Origin of the sequence: Mesorhizobium sp. WSM1293 (assembly GCF_000513875.1) — a bacterium.
GTDB classification, from domain to species: domain Bacteria; phylum Pseudomonadota; class Alphaproteobacteria; order Rhizobiales; family Rhizobiaceae; genus Mesorhizobium; species Mesorhizobium ciceri.
The window spans coordinates 90,585-115,805 of sequence record NZ_KI911319.1; the positions used below are offsets into that span (position 1 = coordinate 90,585).

The window sequence follows — 25,221 nt, forward strand, 5'->3', positions numbered from 1 at the left end:
ACAATGACGATCGCACTTGAACCGGCTGCCCCGGCTGTCCAAGGGGACAGAGTTTCACTCCTGCGCGTGCTCGGACCGGCCCATGTCTGGGCGCTCGGCGTCGGCATCGTCCTGGTCGGCGAATTCACTGGCTGGAATTTCTCGGCGGACAAGGGTGGCGCGCTGGCCGCGCTGATCGTCTGCTGGGTCGTCGGATTGCTCTACACCTCGGTCGCGATGATCGATTCCGAGGTGACATCGACCGTGGCCGCCGCCGGCGGCCAGTATGCGCAGGCAAAGCACATCGTCGGACCGCTGATGGCGTTCAACGTCGCGCTGTTCCTGGTCTTTGCCTACACGATGCTCGAGGTGTCCGACGCCATCCTGCTCGGCGACACCATCGTCGCCAAGGCCGGCGTCGAAGGGCTCACCCACAATTCCTTCATCGCCGCGACCATCGTCGTGCTGGCGTGGCTGAACTATCGCGGCGTGCTGATGACGCTCAACGTCAACTTCGTCATCACCGCGATCGCCTATATCTCGATCGTCATCCTGTTCTTCTCGGTCAGCCCGTGGACACAAGGCGCCGTGCTGAAGCTGAACGAACTGGTCACCCCAGGCAATGCGCTTCCCTATGGCTGGATCGGCGTCATCGCCGCCTTCCAGTTCGGCATCTGGTACTATCTCGGCATCGAAGGCACCACACAGGCCGCCGAGGAAGTGCGCTCCCCGGCCCGCTCGCTGCCTTACGGCACCATGGCCGGCATGATCACGCTTTTGATCGCGGCGGCCATGACCTGGTATGTCTGCGCCTCGCTGATGCCCTGGGAATATCTCGGCATCACCTACTATCCACTGTGGGACGCCGGCAAGCTGACCGGCAGCCCGCTGCTCGAGAACCTGTTGTTCGTCGCCACGCTGCTGGCGGCGCTGGCGTCGGCCAATGGTTGCATCAACGATGCGGCGCGCGCCTGGTTCTCGCTCGGCCGTGACCGCTATCTGCCGACATGGTTCTCGGCCGTGCATCCGAAATATCGCACGCCCTATCGCTCGATCCTGTTCCTGCTGCCGATCGCGCTGGCCTTCGCCTTCATCGCCGACCTCAACCAGGCGATCACCTTCTCGATCCTGTCGGGGGTGCTGCAATACACGTTCATGAGCATCAACATCATCATGTTCCGCAAGAAGTGGCCGCTGGGCTCGATCCGCCGAGGCTACACCCACCCCTTCCATCCGATCCCGGCCATGGTGCTGTTCTGCCTGTGCGTGGTGACCTTCTTCGCCATCTTCCTCGGCTTCGGCTCGCAGCTGATCGCCATGGTCGCCTTCTACTTCCTGATCTCGCTGTGGTTCCACTTCTACCGTTACAAATTCGTGCGGCGCGGCGACCAGTTCACCATGCCGTGGCCAAAGCCGCAGGGTTATTGATGGGAGTAGGCCCGTCCGGATCCCGGGCGGGCCTGGCATGAGAAAATGTCCGATCTGACATCAGCACTGCTGGCCGGGGCCATTGTCCTGGTTGTCGTTCTCCACCTTGCCTGGCAAGCGCGTGCCAGCCGCAGCAGGGCATCGATGGCGCTCGCCGTCGAGCAGGACCGCATCCGCACAATCATCGCCGATGCTGCCAATGTTTCGGATGGCACCGCCGGCGTCATCACCTGGGAAGGATCCTGGAACAGCAAACGTGTCCAGGTGCGCACCATCGTCGATACGCTGGCGACGCGCAAACTGCCGGCGCGCTGGCTCAGTGTTTCGATCACCGAAGAGGTCGCGGTACCAGCCACCTTCGACATGATGATGCGGCCGGGCTCGCCGACGACCTTTTCCAATTTCGATCATCTCGAGCATACGCTGCCCAAGGCTCCGGGATTCCCCGCCGAGTCGGTGCTGCGCACCGACCGCAGGGCGGCGCGCTTTCCGCAAGGCCTTATCGCCAGCCATATCGAGATCTTTTCCGAAGGGCGCGCCAAGGAACTGCTGATCACGCCCAAGGGTATACGCATCGTCTGGCTTCTGGCCGAAGCCGAGCGGGCGCGCTATGGCGTTTTCCGGCAGGCCGAATTCGGCGACGCCGCACTCGATCCCGCGCTGATCGAAAGGCTGCTGATGTCGGTGTCGGCGCTTCGCGACGCGATCAACAAAAGCGAACGGCAGGCCGCATGACCAGTTCCGCCACTGCACCCACCAATCCCTATCTGGTTCTCGGCGCCGCAATCGTGCTGCCGGGAAGCGGGCACGTCATTCTGGGCGTGCCGGTGCGCGGCCTTCAATTCCTTTTCTTCATGGTGATCCTGGCATGGGTGACGGCCAAGATCGCGCCGCCCGATGCCAGCTTCGTCGGCCGTCACGCCGGCGGCTTCCTGATCTATGCTTTGTCGATCCTGGACGCCTACAAGCTCGCCCGCATCCGCACCGCCAAATGGGTTCACAACGCCCGGCAAGGCAACGATAGTGGGCAGAGCGGCATTGAGACGCATAGGTAACTAGAGGAATATTTTTTTCATACGATTGAATTTGCGGACCTCATTCGATACATCATTTCAGAGTTGCAAACGATCTCTTAGCTACAAAACGTCGGGAGGCTGACATGTGTGGAATTGTCGGACTGTTTTTGAAGGACAAGTCGCTGGAACCCCAGCTTGGCGCGATGCTGTCGCAGATGCTGATCTCGCTCAGCGATCGCGGTCCCGATAGCGCCGGCATCGCCATCTATGGCGCGCCGTCCAAGAATGAGGCCAAGATCACCATCCAGTCGGCCAAGCCCGACCGCGATTTCCGCGGCCTCGAGGCGGAGCTCGCCAAGGCCATCGGCACGCCGGTGACGATCGCGGTGAAATCCACCCATGCAGTCGTCAGGACCACCCCCGCGAAGATCGATGAAGCGCGCGAAACCATCCAGGCGCTGCGCCCCGACGTCCGCATCATGGGCGCCGGCGACGTGGTCGAGATCTACAAGGAAGTCGGCCTGCCCGAGGCTGTCGTCGATCGCTTCGATGTCCGCAAGATGACCGGCACACATGGCATCGGCCATACCCGCATGGCGACGGAATCGGCGGTGACGACGATGGGCGCGCATCCGTTCTCGACCGGCGCCGACCAGTGCCTGGTGCACAATGGCTCGCTGTCGAACCACAACAATGTCCGCCGCGAACTGATCCGCGAAGGCATGGCCTTCGAAACCGAGAACGACACCGAAGTCGCTGCCGCCTATCTCTCGTCACAGATGGCGCATGGCAAGAATCTCGGCGAGGCGCTGGAAGGCACGCTCTCCGACCTCGACGGCTTCTTCACCTTCGTCGTCGGCACCAAGAACGGCTTTGGCGTGGTGCGTGATCCGATTGCCTGCAAGCCAGCCGTGATGGCCGAAACCGACCAATATGTCGCCTTCGGCTCGGAATATCGCGCGCTGACCAAACTGCCCGGCATAGACAATGCGAGGGTCTGGGAACCCGAGCCCGCAACCGTCTATTTCTGGGAGCATTGAGTTCATGCCGGCAACCACGCTTTCAAAAACCGCGGCACACGACCCTCGGGTCTTCGATCTCGACCAGTTGTCGCTGCGCGAACTCAACCAGGCGCTGCACAATCTGGCTCCCGGCTCGAACGAAACGGCATGGGAAGTGCTGAACCCGAAAGGCAGCCATTCGGTGGCCGTTGGCGTCGACCAGCCTGTTGCCATCGATGTGCGCGGCAGCGTCGGCTATTACTGCGGCGGCATGAATTCCGGCAGCACCATTACCGTGCATGGCTCGGCAGGGCCTGGAGTCGGCGAGAACATGATGTCGGGCTCGATCACCATCAAAGGCGACGCCAGCCAGTATGCCGGCGCCACCGGCAAGGGCGGCCTGCTGGTCATCGAAGGCAACGCCTCGTCGCGCTGCGGCATTTCGATGAAGGGCATCGATATCGTCGTGCATGGAAATATCGGCCATATGTCGGCCTTCATGGCGCAGTCAGGCAATCTGGTGGTGTTGGGCGATGCCGGCGATGCGCTCGGCGATTCCATCTACGAGGCGCGGCTCTTCGTGCGCGGCAAGGTCGACAGCCTCGGCGCCGACTGCATCGCCAAGGAAATGCGGACCGAGCATCTGGAATTGCTGCAGGGCCTGCTCGACCGCGCCGGCGTCACCGGCGTCAAGCCGTCGGAGTTCAAGCGCTACGGCTCGGCGCGTACCCTCTATAATTTCAATATCGACAACGCCGACGCGTATTGAGGCAGCATGACCTACAGGAACCCGCCGACGACGCCGCGCAAATCCGCGACCTTCGACGACTACACGCTTTCCGAGATCCGCCGTGCCGCGGCGACCGGCATCTATGACATCCGTGGCGCCGGCGCCAAGCGCAAGCTGCCGCATTTCGACGACCTACTGTTCCTCGGCGCCTCGATCTCGCGTTACCCGCTCGAAGGCTATCGCGAGCGCTGCGACACATCGGTCGTGCTCGGCTCTCGCCATGCCAAGAAGCCGATCGAGCTGAAGATTCCGATCACCATTGCCGGCATGAGCTTCGGCTCGCTGTCGGGCCCGGCCAAGGAAGCGCTCGGGCGTGGTGCGACCCTGTCGGGCACCTCGACCACGACGGGCGACGGCGGCATGACCGAGGAGGAGCGCGGCCATTCCAAGCAACTGGTCTATCAATATCTGCCCTCGCGCTACGGCATGAACCTGCGCGATCTGCGCCGCGCCGATGCGATCGAGGTCGTCGTCGGCCAGGGCGCCAAGCCGGGTGGCGGCGGCATGCTGCTTGGCCAGAAGATTTCGGATCGTGTCGCCGAAATGCGCACGCTGCCGAAAGGCATCGACCAGCGCTCGGCCTCACGCCATCCCGACTGGACTGGACCCGACGATCTCGAGATCAAGATCCTCGAATTGCGCGAAATCACCGACTGGGAAAAACCGATCTACGTCAAGGTCGGCGGCGCGCGCCCCTATTATGACACGGCGCTTGCCGTGAAGGCCGGCGCCGATGTCGTTGTCGTCGACGGCATGCAGGGCGGCACCGCCGCCACCCAGGAAGTGTTCATCGAAAATGTCGGCCAGCCGACGCTTGCCTGCATCAGGCCGGCCGTGCAGGCGCTGCAGGACCTCGGCATGCACCGCAAGGTGCAGCTGATCGTCTCCGGCGGCATTCGCAACGGCGCCGATGTCGCCAAGGCGCTGGCGCTCGGCGTCGACGCGGTCTCGATCGGCACGGCGGCCCTTGTCGCGCTCGGCGACAACGATCCGCGCTGGGAGGCGGAGTACAACGAGCTTGGCACCACGGCCGGCGCCTATGACGATTGGCACGAGGGGCGCGACCCCGCCGGCATTACCACGCAGGATCCGGAACTGATGAAGCGGGTCGATCCGGTGGCTGCCGGGCGCCGGCTGGCGAACTACCTCAAGGTGATGACCCTTGAGGCTCAAACGATCGCCCGCGCGTGCGGCAAGAACAGCCTGCACAATCTCGAACCCGAGGACCTGGTCGCGCTGACGATCGAGGCAGCCGCCATGGCCGGCGTGCCGCTGGCCGGCACCAACTGGATACCGGGGAAGAACGGCTTCTGATCAACGAAGGGCCGATTCCCGCATACTCGGGAACAACAATCGACAAAAAATGGGGAACTACCGTGGCAACTGATCTTGCTGAATTCGCAAGGGCGAAAAACGTCAAATATTTCATGATTTCCTACACTGACCTGTTCAGTGGCCAGCGTGCCAAGCTGGTGCCGGCGCAGGCGATATCAGACATGCAGAAGGACGGCGCCGGCTTTGCCGGTTTCGCCACCTGGCTGGACCTGACGCCGGCGCATCCCGACATGCTTGCGGTGCCGGATCCGGATTCGGTGATCCAGCTGCCGTGGAAGCCTGAGGTCGCCTGGGTGGCGGCCAACTGCATCATGGACGACAAGGAGGTCGACCAGGCGCCGCGCAACACACTGAAGCGGCTGATCGCGGAAGCCGCCAGCGACGGCATGCATGTCAAGACCGGCGTCGAGGCCGAGTTCTTCCTGATCTCGCCTGACGGCAAGACGATCTCCGACGAATACGACACGGCCTCAAAACCCTGCTACGACCAGCAAGCGGTGATGCGGCGCTACGACGTCATCGCCGAGATCTGCGACCACATGCTGGCGCTCGGCTGGGGCGCCTATCAGAACGACCATGAGGACGCCAACGGCCAGTTCGAGATGAACTGGGCTTTCGACGACGCGCTGGCCACCGCCGACAAGCACTCGTTCTTCAAATTCATGGTCAAGTCGATCGCGGAAAAGCATGGCCTGCGCGCGACCTTCATGCCGAAGCCCTTCCAGGGCCTGACCGGCAATGGCTGCCATGCGCATATCTCGGTCTGGGACAAGGCCGGCAAGACCAACGTCTTCGCCGACAATTCGATGGAGCTCGGCCTGTCGGCCAAGGGCAGGAATTTCCTCGGCGGCATCATGAAACATGCCTCCGCACTGGCCGCGATCACCAACCCGACGGTGAATTCCTACAAGCGCATCAACGCGCCGCGCACCATTTCGGGCGCGACCTGGGCACCGAACACGGTGACCTGGACCGGCAACAACCGCACCCACATGGTGCGGGTGCCCGGCCCCGGCCGCTTCGAGCTGCGGCTGCCGGATGGCGCCGCCAATCCCTATCTCCTGCAAGCGGTCATCATCGCCGCCGGCCTCGACGGCATTCGCTCGAAGGCCGATCCTGGCAAGCGCTACGACATCGACATGTACCAGCTCGGCCATACCGTCACAGACGCACCGAAGCTGCCGCTCAACCTGCTCGACGCGCTGCGCGAGTTCGATAATGACAAATCGCTCAAGGCGGCGCTGGGTGAGGAATTTTCGTCGGCATATCTAAAGCTGAAGCAGCAGGAATGGAATTCCTATGCTTCGCACTTCACGCAATGGGAGCGCGACCACACGCTGGATATTTGACCACCAGCGCGACGCGAGCGACCTCGGAATGAACTGATGAAATATTCGATCTTCTCGCTCGCTCGTGCCGCCCTGTCCGGCCACAAGAACTGGCAGCGCACCTGGCGCGACGCCACGCCGAAGGATCGCTACGACGTGGTGATCATCGGCGGCGGCGGGCACGGGCTGGCCACCGCCTGGTTCCTCGCCAGCGAGTACGGCATCAAGAATGTCGCCGTGCTCGAAAAAGGCTGGATCGGCTCCGGCAATGCCGGCCGCAACACCACCATCATCCGCTCCAATTACGGTCTGCCCGGCAACACCGGCTTCTACGAATTGTCGATGAAGCTGTGGGAGCGGATGGAGCAGGACCTCAACTACAATGCGATGGTCAGCCAGCGCGGCGTCATCAACCTCTACCATTCCGATGCGCAGCGCGACGCCTATGCGCGGCGCGGCAACACTATGCGCATCAACGGCATCGACGCCGAACTGCTCGACCTCGCTGCCGTCAGGAAGATGATCCCGTTCCTGAACTTCGACAATGCGCGCTTTCCCGTGCAAGGCGGGCTGTTGCAGCGGCGCGGCGGCACGGCGCGGCACGATGCGGTGGTCTGGGGCTATGCGCATGCGGCGAGCGAACTCGGCGTCGACATCATCCAGAATTGCGAAGTCACCGGTTTTGTCAGGGACGCCAATGGCAAGGTGACCGGCGTCGAGACGTCGCGCGGCAAGATCGGCGCCGGAAAGGTTGGCATGGCGGTCGCCGGCTCCTCGTCGCGCGTCGCAGCAATGGCCGGTCTGCGCCTGCCGATCGAGAGCCACGTGCTGCAGGCCTTCGTCTCCGAGGCGATCAAGCCGCTCATCCCGGGCGTCATGACCTTCGGCGCCGGCCATTTCTACGTCAGCCAGTCCGACAAGGGCGGCCTCGTCTTCGGCGGCGATATAGACGGCTACAATTCCTACGCCCAGCGCGGCAACATGCCTGTGATGGAAGACGTCTGCGAGGGCGGCATGGCGCTGATGCCGATGATCGGCCGCGTGCGCCTGCTGCGCCAGTGGGGCGGCATCATGGACATGTCGATGGATGGTTCACCGATCATCGACAAGACGCCCGTCGACGGGCTCTATCTCAACGCGGGCTGGTGCTATGGCGGCTTCAAGGCGACGCCAGGGTCCGGTTTTGTCTTTGCGCACCTCCTGGCTCGCGACGAGTCGCATGAAGAAGCGGCACGGTTCCGCCTAGACCGGTTCCGAACTGGCGCCATGATCGACGAAAAGGGCCAGGGCGCCCAACCGAACCTGCATTGAAGGCGGTTTAGAAGAAATGCGCATTGCCTGTCCTTTCTGCGGTGAACGCGAACTCGGCGAGTTCACCTATCTCGGCGACGCCAAGCCGGTGCGGCCCGAGGCCGGCGCCTCGGAAGACGAGGTCTTCGACTATGTCTATCTGCGCGACAATGTCGCCGGCGCGACCAGCGAATACTGGTACCATGGCGGTGGTTGCCGGGCTTGGCTGAAGGTCACCCGCAACACGCTGACGCACGAGATTTCCTCCATCGAACCGGCGGCTGGTGCCGGCGCTGCGAAGGTTGGTGCGTGATGGCCGGCGCGCAGACACACCGGCTCGGCAATGGCGGGCTTGTCGACCGCTCGGCACCGCTGAACTTCCGTTTCGACGGCAAGGCTTTCTCCGGCTTCCAGGGCGACACGCTCGCCTCCGCGCTGATCGCCAACGGCGTCAAGCTGGTCGGCCGCTCGTTCAAATACCACCGCCCGCGCGGTATTCTCACCGCCGGTTCAGAAGAACCCAACGCGCTGGTCGAGCTGCGCACCGGCGCACGGCGCGAGCCGAACACCAGGGCGACGACGGCCGAACTCTATGACGGGCTCGAGGCCGCCAGCCAGAACCGCTGGCCGTCGCTGCGCCACGACGTGATGTCGGTCAACCAGCTGTTCGCGCCGATCTTCGTCGCCGGCTTCTACTACAAGACATTCATGTGGCCGGCGAAGTTCTGGGAAGCGATCTACGAACCGGCGATCCGCCGCGCCGCAGGCCTTGGCCGTGCCGCCGGCCTTGCCGATCCCGACCACTACGACAAGGCATGGGCGCATTGCGACGTGCTGATCGCCGGCTCCGGCCCGGCTGGTCTGGCCGCGGCGTTGGCAGCCGGCCGCGCAGGCGCCCGCGTCATCCTGTGCGAGGAGGATTTTGTCCTCGGCGGCCGTCTGCTGTCGGATGGCGGAATGATCGACGGCGAACCTGCGGCCGAGTGGATTTCGCGGACGCTGGCTGAACTGGCTGGTATGCCCGACGTCCGCGTCATGACCCGCACGACGCTGTTCGGCGTCTACGATGGCGGCACCTATGGCGCGATCGAGCGGGTCAACGACCATTTGCCCTCGCCGCCCGAGCACCAGGTGCGCCAGCGCCTGTGGCGGATCGTGGCGAAGCGCTGCGTCGTGGCAGCCGGCGCCATCGAACGGCCGATCGTCTTTGCCGGCAACGACACGCCCGGCGTGATGATGGCCTCCGCCATGCGCACCTATGTCGCGCGCTACGCCGCCACACCGGCAAAACGGATCGCGCTGTTCACCAACAATGAGGATGGCTGGCGCACGGTCGAAGCGGCCCTCGGTGCCGGCCTGCAGATCGCGGCGGTCATCGATGCACGGCCCGAAATATCGCCGGCGCATCGTTCGCTGGCCTCGAAGGGCGGCTTCCCGGTGCTGCACGGTTCCGTCAGTGGCGTCGACGGCGGCAAGGATGGCGTCAGGAAAATCGCGGTGTCGCTGACCGGCGGCGCGCGCGCCGAGGTCGAAGCGGACGGGCTCGCCGTTTCCGGCGGCTGGAACCCGGCGGTCGGGCTGACCTCCTATCATCGCGGCCGGCCGAAATGGCGCAGCGACATCTCCGCCTTCGTGCCCGACGGCGCGCCTCCAGGCATGGTCGCCGCAGGTGCCGCCAATGGTGCCTTTGGCCTTGGCGCCTGCCTGAGCCAGGGATTTGCCGCTGGCGCGGCAGCGGCGCGTGACACGGGGCACAATGGTACGGCGGGCGCCGCGCCTGCCGCCGATGACGAGGCTTTTTCGCTGACGCCGCTCTGGCATGTCGCGGGCAAGGGAAAAGCCTTTGTCGATTACCAGCACGATGTCACCGCTTCCGACATCGAACTGGCGCAGCGCGAAGGTTTTGAATCGGTCGAGCACCTGAAGCGCTACACGACGCTCGGCATGGCGACCGACCAGGGCAAGACCTCCAACGTCGCCGGCCTCGCCATCATGGCTGCGGTCAGCGGCCGTTCGATCCCCGAGACCGGGACAACGATCTACCGGCCGCCTTACGTGCCCGTCGCCATCGGCGCCTTCGCCGGCCATCACCGCGACGAGACTTTTCATGCGACGCGGCTGACGCCGTCGCATCACTGGGCGGTGGAACAAGGTGCTGTCTTCGTCGACACCGGTCTTTGGAAACGGGCGCAGTGGTACCCCCGCGCGGGCGAGAAGGACTGGCTGGAATCGGTGACGCGCGAGGTCAAGGCGGTGCGCTCAGGCGTCGGATTCTGCGATGTCTCGACGCTCGGCAAGATCGACGTGCACGGTCCGGATGCCGGCGCCTTCCTCGACCGCGTCTACATCAACACCTTCTCCAGTCTTGCAGTGGGCAAGGCGCGCTACGGTCTGATGCTGCGCGAGGACGGCATCGTCTATGACGACGGCACGACGTCGCGGCTGGCCGAGGATCATTATTTCCTGACCACCACCACGGCCAAGGCCGGTCTGGTGATGCAGCATCTCGAATTCTGCCGCCAGGTGCTGTTCCCGGAGCTCGACGTGCAGCTCACTTCCGTCTCCGACCAGTGGGCGCAGTTCTCGATCGCCGGACCGAGCGCGCGGGAGTTGCTGAAACAGATCGTTGATGAGTCCGAGGACCTTTCCAACGAAGGCTTTCCGTTCATGGGCGCGCGCGAAGTGACATTGCGCGGCGGCCTCAAGGCGCGGCTGTTCCGCATCTCGTTCTCCGGCGAAATGGCCTTCGAGATCTCGGTACCGGCACGCTTCGGCGATGCGATGGCGCGCAATCTGATGCTGGCCGGCGCGCCATTCGGCGTGACGCCTTACGGCACCGAGGCGCTCGGCGTCATGCGCGTCGAAAAGGGCCACATCGCCGGACCGGAACTGAGCGGCACGACGACAGCGGCCGATCTTGGTCTGGGCAAGATGATGTCGACCAAGAAAGACTATATCGGCCGCGTCATGGCCGGACGCGAGGCGCTGGTAGCCCCAGATCGCCAGGTCGTCGTCGGCATCAAGCCGACGGACGAGACACGCCGGTTGCGCTCCGGCGCACACATCATCCCGAAGGGGCAGACGCCCGGCCCCGGCAACGACCAGGGCTATGTCACCTCGGTCTGCTTCTCGCCGACGTTGGATCAGTGGATCGGGCTCGCGCTTGTCGAACGCGGCCGCGAACGCATCGGCGAGATCGTGCACGCGCATGATCCATTGCGCGGCGAAGACTATGACGTCGAACTCTGCAATCCCGTCTTCTACGACCCGGATGGAGGGCGCCAGCGTGGTTGAGTTTTCCTGGGTTTCTCGCAGCCCACTCGAGCATGCGCTTGTCACCGGTACAGATGGCGCACGCGGTATCGAGGCCGGCATTTCGCTGACCGAGATCCGCAATTTTGATCTGATCCAGGTGATGGCGCGGCGCGGCCAGGCGGCCGAGCTGGGACAAGCCGCCAAGGCTCGGTTTGGTGTTGCTGTCCCTGATGCGCCGAAGGCGGTGCGGACTTCGGACGCAACGCTGATCTGGTCGGGACCGGACCAGTTCTTCGTGCTGTCGAAGGGCGGCAAGCACACGATGCAGACGCTGGAGCCCGCATTGTCCGGCTCGCTGTCGGACCAGTCGCATGCGCGGGTTCTGGTCAGCATCTCCGGCGCCAAGGCGCGGACAATGCTGGCGAAACTGTCGTCGATCGATTTGCATCCCGATGCGTTTCCGGTTGGCGCCGCCGCCGCGACGTCGATGGATCACACCAGCGTCACGCTCTGGCGCGGCGGTGATCGGACGGATGGGCAGGCGGTGTTCAACGTTCTGATGTTTGCGACGTTTGCCGAGAGCCTTTGGCATACGATGCTGGATTCGGGCGCGGAGTACGGCGTCGACATCAACCATACAGAGAGACTGGCTTAGCCTTGGCTCGTCTTCCCTTCTCCCACAACGGGAGAAGGTAAAGCGCGCGCCACCTCCGCCTTGCCAAACCCAACCGCACTGCTATTCTTGCTGCTAAAATAATTTCACGCACAGGCAAACTTGTTTCTCGAACCGCAAGGCTGAGATGAGCCAGTCGCCCTACCCCGCAATTGCTGCCGGACCGCCCAAGCCTAGCCTCATCCTGAGGCCCGGCCAGATCGCGCTGCCGCCGGGCATGGAGCGTTATACGATCCAGGGCAACGGCGCGGTGCTGATCGACATCGAGGCCGGCGACGCGATCACCGTGCGCAATGTCGAAGGCGGCCAGGCCTGCGAACTTCTGGCCTGGGACAGGACCGGCGCGACCGATCCCGGCATTTTTGGTGAAGCATCGAACAGCAACGCTGCCGGCATCAAAGCGCTGCTCATAGAGGGCGACGACAGTCTCGCATCCCTGCGGAGCGGGCTCGCCCGCCGGCAGGTGCAGCTTGACCACGCCAAGGCCGTGCGGGTGTTCGGCGTCACGACACCGGCCGGCACCGAGCAGGCTTTCACCGTCGCACGCGATGGTGCGGTGCTGATTGCCGCCCCCGGCGGGCCGATGCTGGTCGATGGTCATGACACGGCGACACCGCTGACCGTCTTCGTTCGCCGCGCCACGATCCGCCCGGCGGCGAAATCGGTATTGGCTGATCCGCTTGCCGACCCGGTGCTCGATTTGCGCGTCCATTCGGCGACCGCGGAGGCCTATTTCGTTAGGGCTGGCGACTATCTGCAGATCATCGATGTCGACGGGCGCCAATGCACCGATTTCCAGTGCTTTTCGGCGCGCAAGCTGGACAGGGGACTGGATCATCCGCTCGACGTGACGACGACGCGCACGCTCATGGGTGCGAGCTACCCGATGCCCGGCCTGCATTCCAAATACTATGACCAGGACATGGAGCCGCTGGTCGAGGTGGTGCAGGACACATGCGGCCGGCACGACGCCTTCGCGCTCGCCTGCGCCGCCAAATATTACGACGACATCGGCTATCCCGGACACACCAACTGTTCGGAGAATTTCAACGGCGCTCTGGCCGGCAAGGGCGTCAATCCCCGCGCGGGCTGGATGGCGATCAACTTCTTCTTCAACACGGCGATCGACGCGCATGGCGTCATGGTGTCCGACGAGCCGTGGTCGCGGGCGGGCGACTATGTGCTGCTCAGGGCGCTCACCGACATCGTTTGCGTTTCCTCCGCCTGCCCCGACGACACGACGCCGGCCAATGGCTGGAACCCGACCGACATCCATGTGCGGACCTATTCCGGCCAGCACAAATTCTCGCGAGCGATCGCCAGACGCATGACGCCCGATTCGGAACCGAAAATGACCCGCGAGACCGCTTTTCATTCGAGCTTTGCCAAGCACACCCGCAACTTTCAGGAGTACAAGGGCTATTGGCTCGCCAATTCCTTCGCCAAGGACGGGCCGATCGCCGAATACTGGGCCTGCCGCCAAGGCGCGGTGATCATGGACCTGTCGCCGCTGCGCAAGTTCGAGGTCACCGGCCCGGATTCCGAAGCGCTGCTGCAATACACGCTGACCCGCGACGTCAAGAAGCTTGGCGTCGGCCAGGTGGTCTACTCGGCCATGTGCTACGAGCATGGCGGCATGATCGACGACGGCACGCTGCTGCGGCTCGGCAAGGACAATTTCCGCTGGGTCGGCGGCGACGATCTGTCTGGCGAGTGGCTGCGCGAGACGGCGACAAAACTCGGCCTCAATGTCCTTGTGCGTTCCTCCACCGACCAGATGCACAATGTCGCCGTGCAGGGACCGAAGAGCCGCGACATCCTCAGGGAGGTGATCTGGACCTCGCCGCTGCAGCCGTCGATCGACGAACTCGATTGGTTCCGCTTCGCCGTCGCCCGCATTGGTGGCGGCAACGGCATTCCGGTCGTCGTCTCGCGCACCGGCTATACCGGCGAGCTCGGCTACGAGATCTGGTGCCATCCGCGCGACGCCGAAAAGGTCTTCGACGCCATCTGGGAAGCCGGCCAGCCTCACGGGCTGAAGCCGATGGGACTGCAGGCGCTGGACATGGTGCGCATCGAGGCCGGGTTGATCTTCGCCGGATACGAATTTTCCGACCAGACCGATCCGTTCGAGGCCGGCATCGGCTTCACCGTGCCGCTGAAGAGCAAGACCGACGATTTCGTCGGCCGCGAGGCGCTGATCCGCCGCAAGGAGCACCCGCAGACGAAGCTGGTCGGTCTCGACATCGACGCCAATGTCGACGTCGGCCATGGCGATTGCGTGCATGTCGGCCGTGCCCAGATCGGCGTGGTCACGTCAGGCATGCGCTCGCCGGTGCTGAACAAGACCATCGCGCTGGCCAGGCTCGATGTCACCCATTCGGCTGTCGGTACCGAGGTCGAGATCGGCAAGCTCGACGGCCATGCCAAGCGGCTGCCGGCGCGAGTCGTCGCCTTCGCCCACTACGATCCGCAAAAGACCAAACCGCGTTCCTGACGGCCCTTCCCTCCCAAGACAGTGAGGCCGTGCTGCAGTTCGTGATAGGAATTTTTTCTTGACCTGCTGAGGGTAGCTATGCTACATATTCGTCCATGGTGCTGATTTGCGCCGCGACCCGCCTCCGGCGGGTTTTTCGCTTCCTGACCCTTGGTCCTTTTCCGAACAATCCCACCGCGGCAGTGTGAAGCCGACATGTTTCGCAAGCGTGATGTGCACGGCGCGACAAATCGCTTGACCTGAAAGCGCGCCGGATCAATCTTCACTGTTAAGAAAAAAATGCGACTGAGTGGAAACACCGACAGCCGCCCAAAGCATGCGTCGATGATGAAGCCTCGCGAAGTCGCGGCCGTCACGAACGGGGAACATCAAAATGGGGAACAAAGACATATGAGCACGATAACGACTGTCCTGGAGCCGCTTGCCGAAGGCAAGTTGCACCGAAATATCGACTGGCGCGGCGCCTTCTGGGTGGCGAGCGGCGTGCCGGCCCTGGTCCTGTTTTCGATCGGCGGCATTGCCGGCACGACCGGCACGCTGGCCTTCGCGATCTGGATCTTCTCCATGATCATGGGCTTCCTGCAATCCTTCACCTATGCCGAAATCGCCGGCCTGTTTCCGAACAAGTCGGGCGGCGCGTCGATCTACGGCGCCACCGCCTGGCTGCGCTATTCCAAGTTCATCGCGCCGCTGTCTGTCTGGTGCAACTGGTTCGCCTGGTCGCCGGTGCTGTCGCTCGGCTGCTCGATCGCCGCCGCCTACATCCTCAATGCGCTGGCGCCAGTGCCGCTGTTCACAGAAACCTCACCCGATGTCGTCGCCTATATCGCCGCGCATGCCGGGACGAGTGCCGCCGACGCCATCACAGCGGTGACCGCGGCGGCGACGCCGGCAATCCGCAACTGGACGCTTTACAGCCACACGCTGGGACCGGTCTCGTTCACCTTCAACGCGACCTTCTTCATCGGCGCAGTGCTGATGCTGATCATCTTTGCGATCCAGCATCGCGGCATTCTCGGCACCGCCAATGTGCAGAAATATATCGGCCTCTTGGTCATCGTCCCGATGCTGATCGTCGGCGTGGTGCCGATCGTCACCGGCCAGATCAACTGGGCGAATTTTTCGCCGCTGGTGCCGCTGGCCGCAGCCTACGCGCCCGAGCCCGGTGCCTGGAACATCGCCGGCTGGACGCTGGTGCTTGGTGGTATGTTCATCGCCGCCTGGTCGACCTACGGCTTCGAGACCGCCGTCTGCTACACATCCGAGTTCAAGAACCCCGGCACCGACACGTTCAAGGCGATTTTCTATTCCGGCCTTCTGTGCATGCTGCTGTTCATCCTGGTGCCGTTCACCTTCCAGGGCGTGCTTGGCCTCAACGGTATGCTGGCGACGCCGATCGTCGACGGCTCCGGGGTCGCCGACGCGCTGGCCGGCATGGTCGGCGGCGGCGCGCTAGTCCACAGCCTGTTGGTGATGCTGATGATCCTGGCGCTGGTGCTGTGCATCATGACGGCCATGGCCGGCTCTTCGCGTACGCTCTACCAGGGCTCGGTCGATGGCTGGCTGCCGCGCTATCTCAGCCATGTCAACGAACATGGTGCGCCGACACGGGCAATGTGGACCGATCTCGTCTTCAACCTGATCGTGCTGGCCATCGCCTCGGCCGACGCGACGAGCTTCTTCCTCATCCTCGCCGTGTCGAATTGCGGTTACATCATCTTCAACTTCCTCAACCTCAACGCCGGCTGGATCCACCGCATCGACAACGGCCATATCGCACGGCCCTGGAAGGCGCCGAGCTGGCTGCTCGGGATCGGGGCGATCTTCGCCTATGTCAACGCGATCTTCATGGGCGCCGGTGCCAAGGTATGGAACCCGATGGCGCTGTGGGCCGGCCTGATCACGGCAGCGCTGATCATCCCGGTGTTCTGCTTCCGACACTACATTCAGGACAAGGGCAAGTTCCCCGACCACATGCTGGCCGATCTCGGCATGACGGGGGCCGACCTCTCGGTCAAAAAGGCGGGCATGCTGCCCTATCTGACGCTGGTCGCCGGCTTGGTGGTGATGCTGCTCGCCAACTGGTTCTTCGTCATCTGACTTCATAAAAAGGAAAAAGGATCGGGCGCGCTTCGGCGCGCCCGATCCTTTTCGACTGGCGTGATCGATCTATTCGGCGGCCAGCGCCAGTTGCGGCTTTTCGGCTTCCTGGCTCAGTTCCAGATCGTCCGTCCGTCCCTCCGCCCCGCGCTTCTTCGGCTCCCGGCCGAAGAACAGGGCGTAACCGGCCGGCAGGACCAGGATGGTCAGCACCGTGGCAACCAGGATGCCGCCCATCATGGCGTAGGCGAGCGGACCCCAGAAGACGCCGCGCGAGATCGGGATCAGCGCCAGCACCGCCGTCAGCGCCGTCAGCGTGATCGGCCGGAAACGGCGAACGGCCGAACCGATGATGGCCTCGTAGCGGTCCATGCCCGCGGCGATGTCCTGGTCGATCTGGTCGACCAGGATGATCGAGTTGCGCATGATGATGCCGAGCAGCGCGATGACGCCGAGAATGGCGACGAAGCCGAACGGCGCACCGCTGATCAGGAGTGCCGCGGCAGCACCGATAATGCCAAGCGGACCGGTCGCCAGCACCAGCATCGCCTTGCCGAAATTCTGCAGCTGGATCATCAAAAGCACGACAATGACGGCCAGCATGATCGGCGCCTTGGCGGCGATCGAAGCCTGGCTTTCCGCCGAATCCTCCGCACCGCCCTGGATTTCGATCTTGTAACCGGGCGCCAGACCCGCACGCAGGTCCTTCATGTCATTGTACATCTTGGTGACGACGTCGTTGGACTGCACGCCGTCGGGCAAGGTGGCGCGCACGCTGATGGTCGGCAGGCGGTCGCGGCGCCATTCGATGCCTTGCTCCAGCACCGGCACCACCTTGGCCACCTGCGACAGCGGCACGAAACCGCCGAAGTCGGTCGGGATATAGACCGAGTCGACCGAGGACAGCAGGCTGCGGCTGGCATTCGGCTCGCGGGCGACGATGGACACCGTCTCCTCGCCGTCGCGGAAGTCGTCGAGCGGCGCGCCGGACATCGTCGCCTGCAGCATCTGGCGGATGCGCTGCGAGGTGACGCCGAGTGCGCGGGCACGATCCTGGTCGATGACCAGCTTCATCGCCGGAACCGGCTCCAGCCAGTCATCATGCACGGCGCCAAGCAGCGGATCTTCACGGAACTTCGCCTTCACCTGGTCGGCGATGCGGCGCACCTCCTGGCGATCCGGCCCCATGACGCGCATCTGCACCGGCCAGCCGGTCGGCGGACCGAGGAACAGACGATCGACCTTGGCACGGATGGACGGGAAGTCTTGCGCCAGGACGGTGCGCAACTTGACGATCAGACGCTCGCGAGCCGGTTCGTCATTGGCCATGACGAGCAACTGGGCAAAGTTGGGGTTGCTCAGCTGCTGGTCGAGCGGCAGGAAGAAGCGCGGCGCGCCCTCGCCGATATAGGTGGCGATGAAACGCTTGTCCTTGTCGTCCATCATCTTGGTCTCGAGCGCCTTGGCCTGCGCCTCGACTTCCTTGATGCTGGTGCCTTCCGGCAGCCAAAGGTCGACGAGGATTTCCGGCCGCGACGATTGCGGGAAGAAGTTCTGCGGAATGAACTGGAAAGCCCACAGGCTGGTGCCGAAGGTGACCAGCGTCATCACCAGGACGATGATGCGATGGCGCACGGCCCAGCTGACGGTGGCACGAAGCCGGCGGTAGAAACGCGTGTCGAAGACATCGTGATGGCTGCCGGCATGCTTGCGCTGCTTGAGGATCATGTTGCCGAGCCATGGCGTGAAATAGACCGCGACGAACCAGGAGACGATCAGCGCGATGCCGACGACATAGAACAGCGTGCGGACATATTCGCCGGCGGTCGAGGCCGCGAAGCCGACCGGAATAAAGCCGGCCGTGGTGATCAGCGTGCCGGTCAGCATCGGGAAGGCGGTCGAGGAATAGGCGAAGCTCGCCGCCTCGACCTTGACCATCCCCTCCTCCAGCTTGCGCTCCATCATCTCGACGACGATCATCGCGTCGTCGACCAGAAGACCGAGCGCGATGATCAGCGCGCCGAGCGAGATGCGCTGCAGGTCGATGCCGAGCTCGTACATGATGGCGAAGGTCGCGGCCAGCACCAGCGGGATGGCGATGGCGATGACCAGGCCGGAACGCCAACCGATCGACAGGAACGAGACCACGAGCACGATCAGCAACGCTTCGCCAAGCGCATGCATGAACTCCGCCACCGCATCGGTGACGACGCCCGGCTGGTCGGAGATCTGGTCGACCGCAACGCCGTAGGGCAGCGCCTCTTCGAAGCGCTTGTAGGTGGCCTCGACATCCTTGCCGACATCGGTAACCTTGAAGCCCTTGGCCATGACGACGCCCAACTGCACGCTGTCGTGACCGTTGAAGCGGTACTTTCGCTGGAACGGATCCTGCAACCCCGAACTCACCGTGGCGATGTCGCCCAGCCTCGTGACCTGACCGCCGGCGCGCAGGCGCAGGTTCCTGATATCCTCGACCTTGCCGACATCGCCCTCGACGGAAATGCGCACCGAGTTGGTGCCGGTATCGACGGAGCCGGCCGGGTCGACATTGTTCTGTCCCTTGATCGCATTCTGCAGATCGGTCAGCGTCAGGCCGCGTTCCGCCAGGGCCTTGGACGAGACGTCGATGTAGAGCTTTTCAGGCTGGTCGCCGATGATGACGGCCTTCTCGACGCCGGGCGTCGTCAAAAGCATGTCGCGCGCCTGGATGGCGAACTTCTTCAGCTCGGGATAGCTGAAGCCGTCGCCGCTGATCGAATGCAGGGTGATGAAGGTGTCGCCGAATTCGTCGTTGAAATAGGGGCCGAGCAGACCTTGTGGCAAGTCACCGGCAATGTCACCGACCTTCTTGCGCACCTGGTAGAACGCGTCGGTCACCTCGGCGGTGTTGGTGTCGCCCTTGATCTGCACGGTGATGATGGCGCTGCCGGCGCGGGTGAAGGAGCGCACGAAATCGAGATGCGGCGTTTCCTGCAGCTTGCGTTCGATCTTGTTGACGACCTGGTCTTCCATCTCCTGGATCGAGGAGCCCGGCCAGATCGCCTGGACGACCATGACCCGGAAGGTGAAATCGGGATCTTCCTTCTGGCCCATGCGCATCAGGCCGAGCGCGCCGGAAATGATGATCAGGCCGAACAGGAACCGCGCAATGGCGGGATGGCCGATTGCCCAGCGCGACAGGTTGAAGGGCCGCTTCTCTTCCGTGGAATTGGTCATCGACGCTGGTCCATCTATCTAGCGCAACAAAATCGAGGGTTCGTAGTGGCTTCCGGGCGGCAAGGCTCTCCCAGCGGAGAAGCACTCATCGCGGTGGGACGCGAAATCGATGTGGGGGTTACATCAATCGAGCGTCTCGGTCGGGCGCCTGCCGCCCGGAAACCAGCGGCTGCGGGAACGCGCAGCCGGTTGTCTGTCGTCAGCGCACCTGCTTGGCGTCGCCGTCCGCCGCGGATGCCGATTGCAGCGCCGTATCACCGGCGAGCTTCACCTTGAGGTTCTCGGTCATGAATTGCGTGCCGGCGGCGACCACGACATCGCCGGGTTTCAAACCCTCCGCGACACGCACGCCATCGGCGGCGAACTCGGCAACCTTGATCGGACGAGCATGAACGGTGTCGGCGCCACGATCGACGGTCCAGACGATCGATTGGGTGCCTTGCTCGGCCAGTGCGCTCAGGGGGATCGAGACCAGCTGCCGCTCATTGGCCGCCGTGGCTTCGATGCTGGCGGTCATGCCGAGCAGCACACGCGGATCGTTGGGCAGGCTGACGCGGACGGCAAAGGTGCGTGATTGCGGATCGGCGCTGCCGGCGACTTCGCGGACCTTGCCGTCGAGCGCCAGCGCATCGTCCGACCAGAAGCCCGCCTTGACCGCCTTGCCCGGCTTGAATTCGGCGATTTCCATTTCGGGGACGGCGATCAGCACTTCCTTTTCGCCGTCGACAGCGACAGTGACAACCGGCGTGCCGGAACCGACCACCTGGCCAACGTCGGCGCTGACCGTGGTGACGATGCCATCCCTGTCGGCCTTGAGATCGGTATAACCGACCTGGTTCTTCGCCTGAGCCAGTGTCGAAAGGGCGGAATCACGGGTGGCGACCGCTTGGTCATAGGTCAAGGTCGCCTGTTCGAGCTGTGATTTCGGGGCAAAATTCTTGGCAAAAAGCTGCTCGGCACGCTTGCGGGCGAGTTTCACGGTCTCGACCTGCCGCTCGGCGGCATCGAGCGCTGCCTGCGCGCTCTTGACCGAAAGGTCGTAGTCAATGGGGTCGATGCGGGCGAGCACATCGCCCGAGGCCACATGCTGGCCGATATCGACGAGGCGCTCGGTAATCTTGCCATTGACGCGGAATGCCAGAGCGCTCTCGGTGCGGGCCCTCACCGACCCGGAATAGGAGAGCGTGCGGGTGTCATGTACCTTCGCGATCTCGACAACCTTGACCGGGCGGATGATATCCTTGACTTCGGCTTTTTCCTGGCTGCAGCCGGCAAGCCCGAGAGTGGCGGTGACAAGCAGCACCGGGCCTACAGCCGGCAGCCTGCCGATGATTGAACTGAACGAAGACACGCGCGTACTCCCGAAATGGAGATGAATCGTTGAAACCGGCGCCCGACGGGCGGAGGCTACTTCAAGGCCTTGATTGCATAGTCGACGAGGTCGTCAGGCATTGCCCGGTTGGTCTTGGCAAGGCATTGCGCCACCATCTGCGGGTGACACAGGATGACGGTCGCGGCGCCGAAACAGCGAGACGCGATAACCGGATCCTGTTTTCTGAACTCACCGGCCTCGATCCCGTCACGAATGATTTCCGCGAACAGGTCGTGAATGCTGTCGACATGCTTGTCGATCACACCCCAATCCCGTTCGAGGGCGACGATGACCATCTCGTGGACCTTCTGGTCGTCGAGCATGACCTCCATCGTCATCTTGTATTGCGCATGCACGTAGCGCCGGAGCCGCTCCTCGGCGCTGATCGGCAGGCGCGAAATCTCGTAGGCCATCTTGTAGCTGGCGCCGAGCATCCGGCCGCAGACGGCCTGGTGGATTTCGACCTTGGAGGCGAAGAAGCGGTAGATGTTGGCCGGCGACATGCCGAGCTCACGCGCAATGTCGGCGACATTGGTCTTGCCGTAGCCATAGTGCCGGAACAGGCGCTCGGCGCAATCGAGAATGCGCGTTACATTTTCCTGTCGGGCGGCTTCGGCGACTATGGTGGCGGCTTCGGACATGATCCTCTATCGATTTACGAGTGACGAATTTTGATTTTCATCACTCGTAAATCGAAAAGAAGGACCTGTCAATGCGGATTCGGTATACACGTACGAATGATGACAGATGGTGACAGTGAGAAGGTGGAATCGACGATCGCTGTTAGCGGCTGGCCCTGATGAATTCGTCATCCTAGGGCGAAGCAAGGAGCGAAGCGACGCGGCGCAGACCCTAGGATCCATGCCGCGGCGTTGGTCAAAGAGTGCGACGGATCAACAGGTTACACCGGTCAGCGAGCTGTAGCCTGCAGCCGCCATTCTCGACTGTCGGAGCTCGGCCGCAAGGTGACGGCATGGATCCCTTGGGCTGCGGAGCAGCTCCAGGGTTTCCGCGACGTCGCTCGCGACTGCTACACCCTAGGATGACGAAGCCCGCGACAAATTGTCGAGGCGAAGCATGGGTGGCGATGCAGCTAAGCCCCCTTGGCCATCTCGCGTAGCCGGAATTTCTGGATCTTGCCGGTCGAGGTTTTCGGGATTTCGGCGAAGATGACCGCCTTCGGCACTTTGAACCGGGCAAGCAGCGCGCGGCAGTGATTGATGATCTCGGCTTCGGTCGCGACCTTGCCGGGTTTCAGCTCGACATAGGCAACAGGCACTTCGCCCCATTTGTCGTCGGGCCTGGCGACGACGCCGCAAGAGGCAACCGACGGGTGCTTGTAGAGCGCGTCCTCGACCTCGATAGAGGAAATGTTCTCGCCACCGGAGATGATGATGTCCTTGGAGCGGTCCTTGAGCTGGATGTAGCCATCGGGGTGCATGACGCCGAGATCGCCGGAATGGAACCAGCCGCCGGCGAAGGCTTCGTCGCTCGCCTTGCGGTTTTTCAGGTAGCCCTTCATGACGATGTTGCCGCGGAACATGACCTCGCCGATTGTCTCGCCGTCGGCCGGTGTCGTCCGCATCGTCTCGGGGTCCATGACCGTCAGGCCTTCGAGCGCTGCATAGCGCACGCCCTGCCGCGCCTTCCTGGCGCTGCGCTCGCCCTTTTCGAGATCATCCCAGGCGCCGTGCCATTCGTTGACGACCGCCGGGCCATAGGTCTCGGTCAGGCCGTAGAGATGGGTGACGGCAAAGCCGGCATCCGCCATCCCCGACAGCACGGCTTCCGGCGGGGGTGCTGCAGCCGTGTTGAAAGTGACCGTCTGCGGAAATGCGCGCTTGTCCTCGTCCCTGGCATTGATCAGCACCGACATGACGACCGGCGCGCCGCACAGATGGGTGACGCCCTGATCGGCGATCGCATCGTAGATCGGCTTCGGCCGCACCCAGCGCAGACAGACATGGGTGCCGGCCTGGACGGCGAGCGTCCAGGGAAAGCACCAGCCATTGCAGTGGAACATCGGCAGCGTCCACAAATAGACCGCGTGCTTGGCCATGCCGGCATGGATGGTGTTGGTGTAGGCCATCAGGGCCGCACCGCGATGGTGGTAGACGACGCCCTTCGGATTGCCCGTCGTTCCGGACGTGTAGTTGAGCGAAATCGCATCCCACTCGTCGTCGGGCATCGACCAGGCGAAGTCCGCGTCGCCGCCTGCGACAAATGCCTCATAGTCCAGTGAGCCTACCCGCTCGCCCTTTGGGTACGGCGCGTCGGCGGCGTATTCGGGATCGTCATAGTCGATGACCAGCGGCTTGACCCTGGTCAGTTCCAGGGCCTGCTTGACGACGCCGGAGAATTCGCGGTCGACGATCAGCACCTTGGTCTCGGCATGATCGAGCTGGAAGGCGATGACCGCCGCATCGAGGCGGGTGTTGAGCGAATGCAGCACCGCCTTGGTCATCGGCACGCCGAAATGCGCCTCCAGCATCGGCGGCGTGTTTGACAGCATGACGGTGACGGTGTCGCCCTTGCCGATGCCGCGCTTCTGAAGGGCCGAGGCAAGCTTCAGCGACCGCTGCCAGAAAGTGCGATAGTCGATGCGCTGGCGGCCATGGATGATGGCGATATGGTCGGGATAGGTCTTGGCCGCGCGCTCCAGATAGGTGAGCGGCGTCAGCGGCTGATGGTTGGCCGCGTTCTTGTCGAGATCCTGTTCGTAAGGATTGCCCATCCCATGCTCCCCGCGATTTTCTTTCAGACGTTCTAATCACAGGCTCGGGCCGCGTCACCACAAACGATGCCACGACAGAGCGCATTCGGCACAATGATGAACCAGATTCGGCGTAAGCACGAGCATCGCATACCTCTGCCCAGTTTGACTTTTGTCGAGAGCCATGAATAATGTCAGCCGAGGAGACGGCATGGCGATCCGACCGGCAGAACAACTCATCCACAAGGCCGCCTGGCTCTACTATGCCCATGGCCTGCGGCAGGACCAGGTGGCGAGCCAGCTTAACATTTCCCGTGCCTCGGTCGCCATGTACCTGCGCAAGGCGCGCGAGACCGGCATCGTCAACATCTCGACTTCGACCCAGCTTTTCACCGACGACGTGCTGGCGCGCAAGCTCGAGGATGCGCTGAGCCTCGACGCCGTCTGGATCGCGCCGGAGAATGATCATATTGCCGACCCGTCGACGGAAATCGCCGTGCTGGCGGCGAGCGTCTTTCTCGAACTGGTCAAGAAGGGCGACCGCATCGGCGTCGCCTGGGGCCGCACCGTCTATATGATTGCCGACGTCATGTCCTATGCCGATCTGCAGGATGTCACGGTGGTGCAGCTCTGCGGCAATCTCGGCGCGCCCTATTCCTATCGCCCCGACCAATGCACTATGGAAATCGCGCGGCGGCTCAACGCCAAAGGGCTCAATTTCTACGCGCCGCTGGTGCTGTCTACGGAAGAACTTGCGCGTGCGCTGCGTGCCGAGCCGGTGATCCGGGAACAATTGTCGGGTGTCGGCGAATGCGACCTGGCGTTATACTCGGTCGGCGCGGTCGACGCCGACAGCCATCTGGTCAAATGCGGCGCGCTGACGCCAAGCGAAATGGCGGATCTGCGCAGCCAAGGCGCTGCCGGCGTAATTGCCGGGCAGATCATAGACGCCGAGGGCAAGGTGCTCGACTGCAGTTATAACAGGCGGGTGATCTCCGCCGAGCTTGCATCGCTGCGCGCCATCGCCAGGCGGTTGGTGGTGGTGCAGGAGGACAGCAAGTTCGAACCGCTGCTCGCGGCGATCGCCGGCGGCCTTTGCACGCATCTGGTGGTCGGCGCGCACATGGCGCAGCGGCTCCTGGATCATGCGGCTGCCACGACAGAAAAGGCCTCCTAGGAAATCCCCTCTCCGTCGCCGGCGCATTGTCATCAAAGCGTCGCGGCATTC

The 25,221-nt window shown here is 63.4% G+C and carries 18 protein-coding genes; 14 read left to right on the forward strand and 4 right to left on the reverse strand.

Going from position 1 to position 25,221, the window contains the following annotated elements:
• Positions 1-3: 3 nt before the first annotated feature.
• The 13 genes from M729_RS0130730 (at position 4) to M729_RS0130790 (ending at position 16,692) form a co-directional block, all read left to right on the forward strand.
• Positions 4-1,407: an amino acid permease gene (locus M729_RS0130730; RefSeq protein WP_024502594.1), complete on the forward strand. Its 1,404-nt coding sequence runs from the start codon at positions 4-6 to the stop codon at positions 1,405-1,407.
• A gap of 45 nt (positions 1,408-1,452) precedes the next feature.
• Positions 1,453-2,142 (forward strand): hypothetical protein, encoded by a 690-nt coding sequence (locus tag M729_RS0130735; protein WP_024502593.1) that lies wholly within the window; start codon positions 1,453-1,455, stop codon positions 2,140-2,142.
• The gene (locus tag M729_RS0130740; RefSeq protein ID WP_013532903.1) at positions 2,139-2,462 is read left to right on the forward strand and encodes a hypothetical protein; all 324 of its coding nucleotides are present in this window, start codon (positions 2,139-2,141) and stop codon (positions 2,460-2,462) included. The genes M729_RS0130735 and M729_RS0130740 overlap by 4 nt, the downstream gene beginning before the upstream one ends.
• Before the next feature lie 104 nt (positions 2,463-2,566).
• A complete protein-coding gene (locus M729_RS0130745) occupies positions 2,567-3,463 on the forward strand; it encodes a glutamine amidotransferase family protein (protein WP_027163841.1) in 897 nt (298 codons plus the stop codon).
• 4 nt (positions 3,464-3,467) lie between these two features.
• Complete coding sequence (locus M729_RS0130750; protein ID WP_013532905.1) at positions 3,468-4,193, forward strand: GXGXG domain-containing protein; 726 nt, start codon at positions 3,468-3,470, stop codon at positions 4,191-4,193.
• A 6-nt stretch (positions 4,194-4,199) separates the two neighbouring features.
• On the forward strand, positions 4,200-5,528 hold the full coding sequence (locus tag M729_RS0130755; RefSeq protein WP_010914750.1) for a glutamate synthase-related protein: 1,329 nt from the start codon (positions 4,200-4,202) through the stop codon (positions 5,526-5,528).
• Positions 5,529-5,590: 62 nt separating this feature from the next.
• A complete protein-coding gene (gene glnT, locus M729_RS0130760; RefSeq protein ID WP_027163842.1) occupies positions 5,591-6,898 on the forward strand; it encodes a type III glutamate--ammonia ligase in 1,308 nt (435 codons plus the stop codon).
• Between the two features lie 36 nt (positions 6,899-6,934).
• Entirely contained in the window at positions 6,935-8,188 is a 1,254-nt protein-coding gene (locus tag M729_RS0130765; RefSeq protein ID WP_013532907.1) for a sarcosine oxidase subunit beta family protein, read from the forward strand.
• Between the two features lie 16 nt (positions 8,189-8,204).
• The gene (locus M729_RS0130770) at positions 8,205-8,480 is read left to right on the forward strand and encodes a sarcosine oxidase subunit delta family protein (RefSeq protein WP_024502588.1); all 276 of its coding nucleotides are present in this window, start codon (positions 8,205-8,207) and stop codon (positions 8,478-8,480) included.
• Complete coding sequence (locus M729_RS0130775) at positions 8,480-11,461, forward strand: sarcosine oxidase subunit alpha (RefSeq protein ID WP_027163843.1); 2,982 nt, start codon at positions 8,480-8,482, stop codon at positions 11,459-11,461. The genes M729_RS0130770 and M729_RS0130775 overlap by 1 nt, the downstream gene beginning before the upstream one ends.
• A complete protein-coding gene (locus M729_RS0130780) occupies positions 11,454-12,077 on the forward strand; it encodes a sarcosine oxidase subunit gamma (protein ID WP_013532910.1) in 624 nt (207 codons plus the stop codon). The genes M729_RS0130775 and M729_RS0130780 overlap by 8 nt, the downstream gene beginning before the upstream one ends.
• A gap of 145 nt (positions 12,078-12,222) precedes the next feature.
• The gene (locus M729_RS0130785; protein ID WP_027163844.1) at positions 12,223-14,592 is read left to right on the forward strand and encodes an aminomethyltransferase family protein; all 2,370 of its coding nucleotides are present in this window, start codon (positions 12,223-12,225) and stop codon (positions 14,590-14,592) included.
• A 390-nt stretch (positions 14,593-14,982) separates the two neighbouring features.
• Positions 14,983-16,692, forward strand: a complete 1,710-nt coding sequence (locus M729_RS0130790) for an APC family permease (RefSeq protein ID WP_027163845.1) — start codon at positions 14,983-14,985, stop codon at positions 16,690-16,692.
• A gap of 69 nt (positions 16,693-16,761) precedes the next feature.
• Here the strand turns inward: M729_RS0130790 and M729_RS0130795 are convergent, their stop codons facing one another.
• The 4 genes from M729_RS0130795 to M729_RS0130810 form a co-directional block, all read right to left on the reverse strand.
• Positions 16,762-19,908: an efflux RND transporter permease subunit gene (locus M729_RS0130795; protein WP_013532913.1), complete on the reverse strand. Its 3,147-nt coding sequence runs from the start codon at positions 19,906-19,908 to the stop codon at positions 16,762-16,764.
• Positions 19,909-20,107: 199 nt separating this feature from the next.
• A complete protein-coding gene (locus M729_RS0130800) occupies positions 20,108-21,259 on the reverse strand; it encodes an efflux RND transporter periplasmic adaptor subunit (protein WP_027163846.1) in 1,152 nt (383 codons plus the stop codon).
• 56 nt (positions 21,260-21,315) lie between these two features.
• Complete coding sequence (locus M729_RS0130805; protein WP_013532915.1) at positions 21,316-21,921, reverse strand: TetR family transcriptional regulator; 606 nt, start codon at positions 21,919-21,921, stop codon at positions 21,316-21,318.
• 452 nt (positions 21,922-22,373) lie between these two features.
• Positions 22,374-24,014 carry an acyl-CoA synthetase gene (locus tag M729_RS0130810; RefSeq protein ID WP_027163847.1) on the reverse strand — a complete coding sequence of 547 codons (1,641 nt, stop codon included), beginning with the start codon at positions 24,012-24,014 and terminating at the stop codon, positions 22,374-22,376.
• A 190-nt stretch (positions 24,015-24,204) separates the two neighbouring features.
• Here M729_RS0130810 and M729_RS0130815 point away from each other — a divergent pair, with 190 nt between their 5' ends.
• The gene (locus M729_RS0130815) at positions 24,205-25,170 is read left to right on the forward strand and encodes a sugar-binding transcriptional regulator (protein ID WP_013532917.1); all 966 of its coding nucleotides are present in this window, start codon (positions 24,205-24,207) and stop codon (positions 25,168-25,170) included.
• The last annotated feature ends 51 nt before the right edge of the window (positions 25,171-25,221 follow it).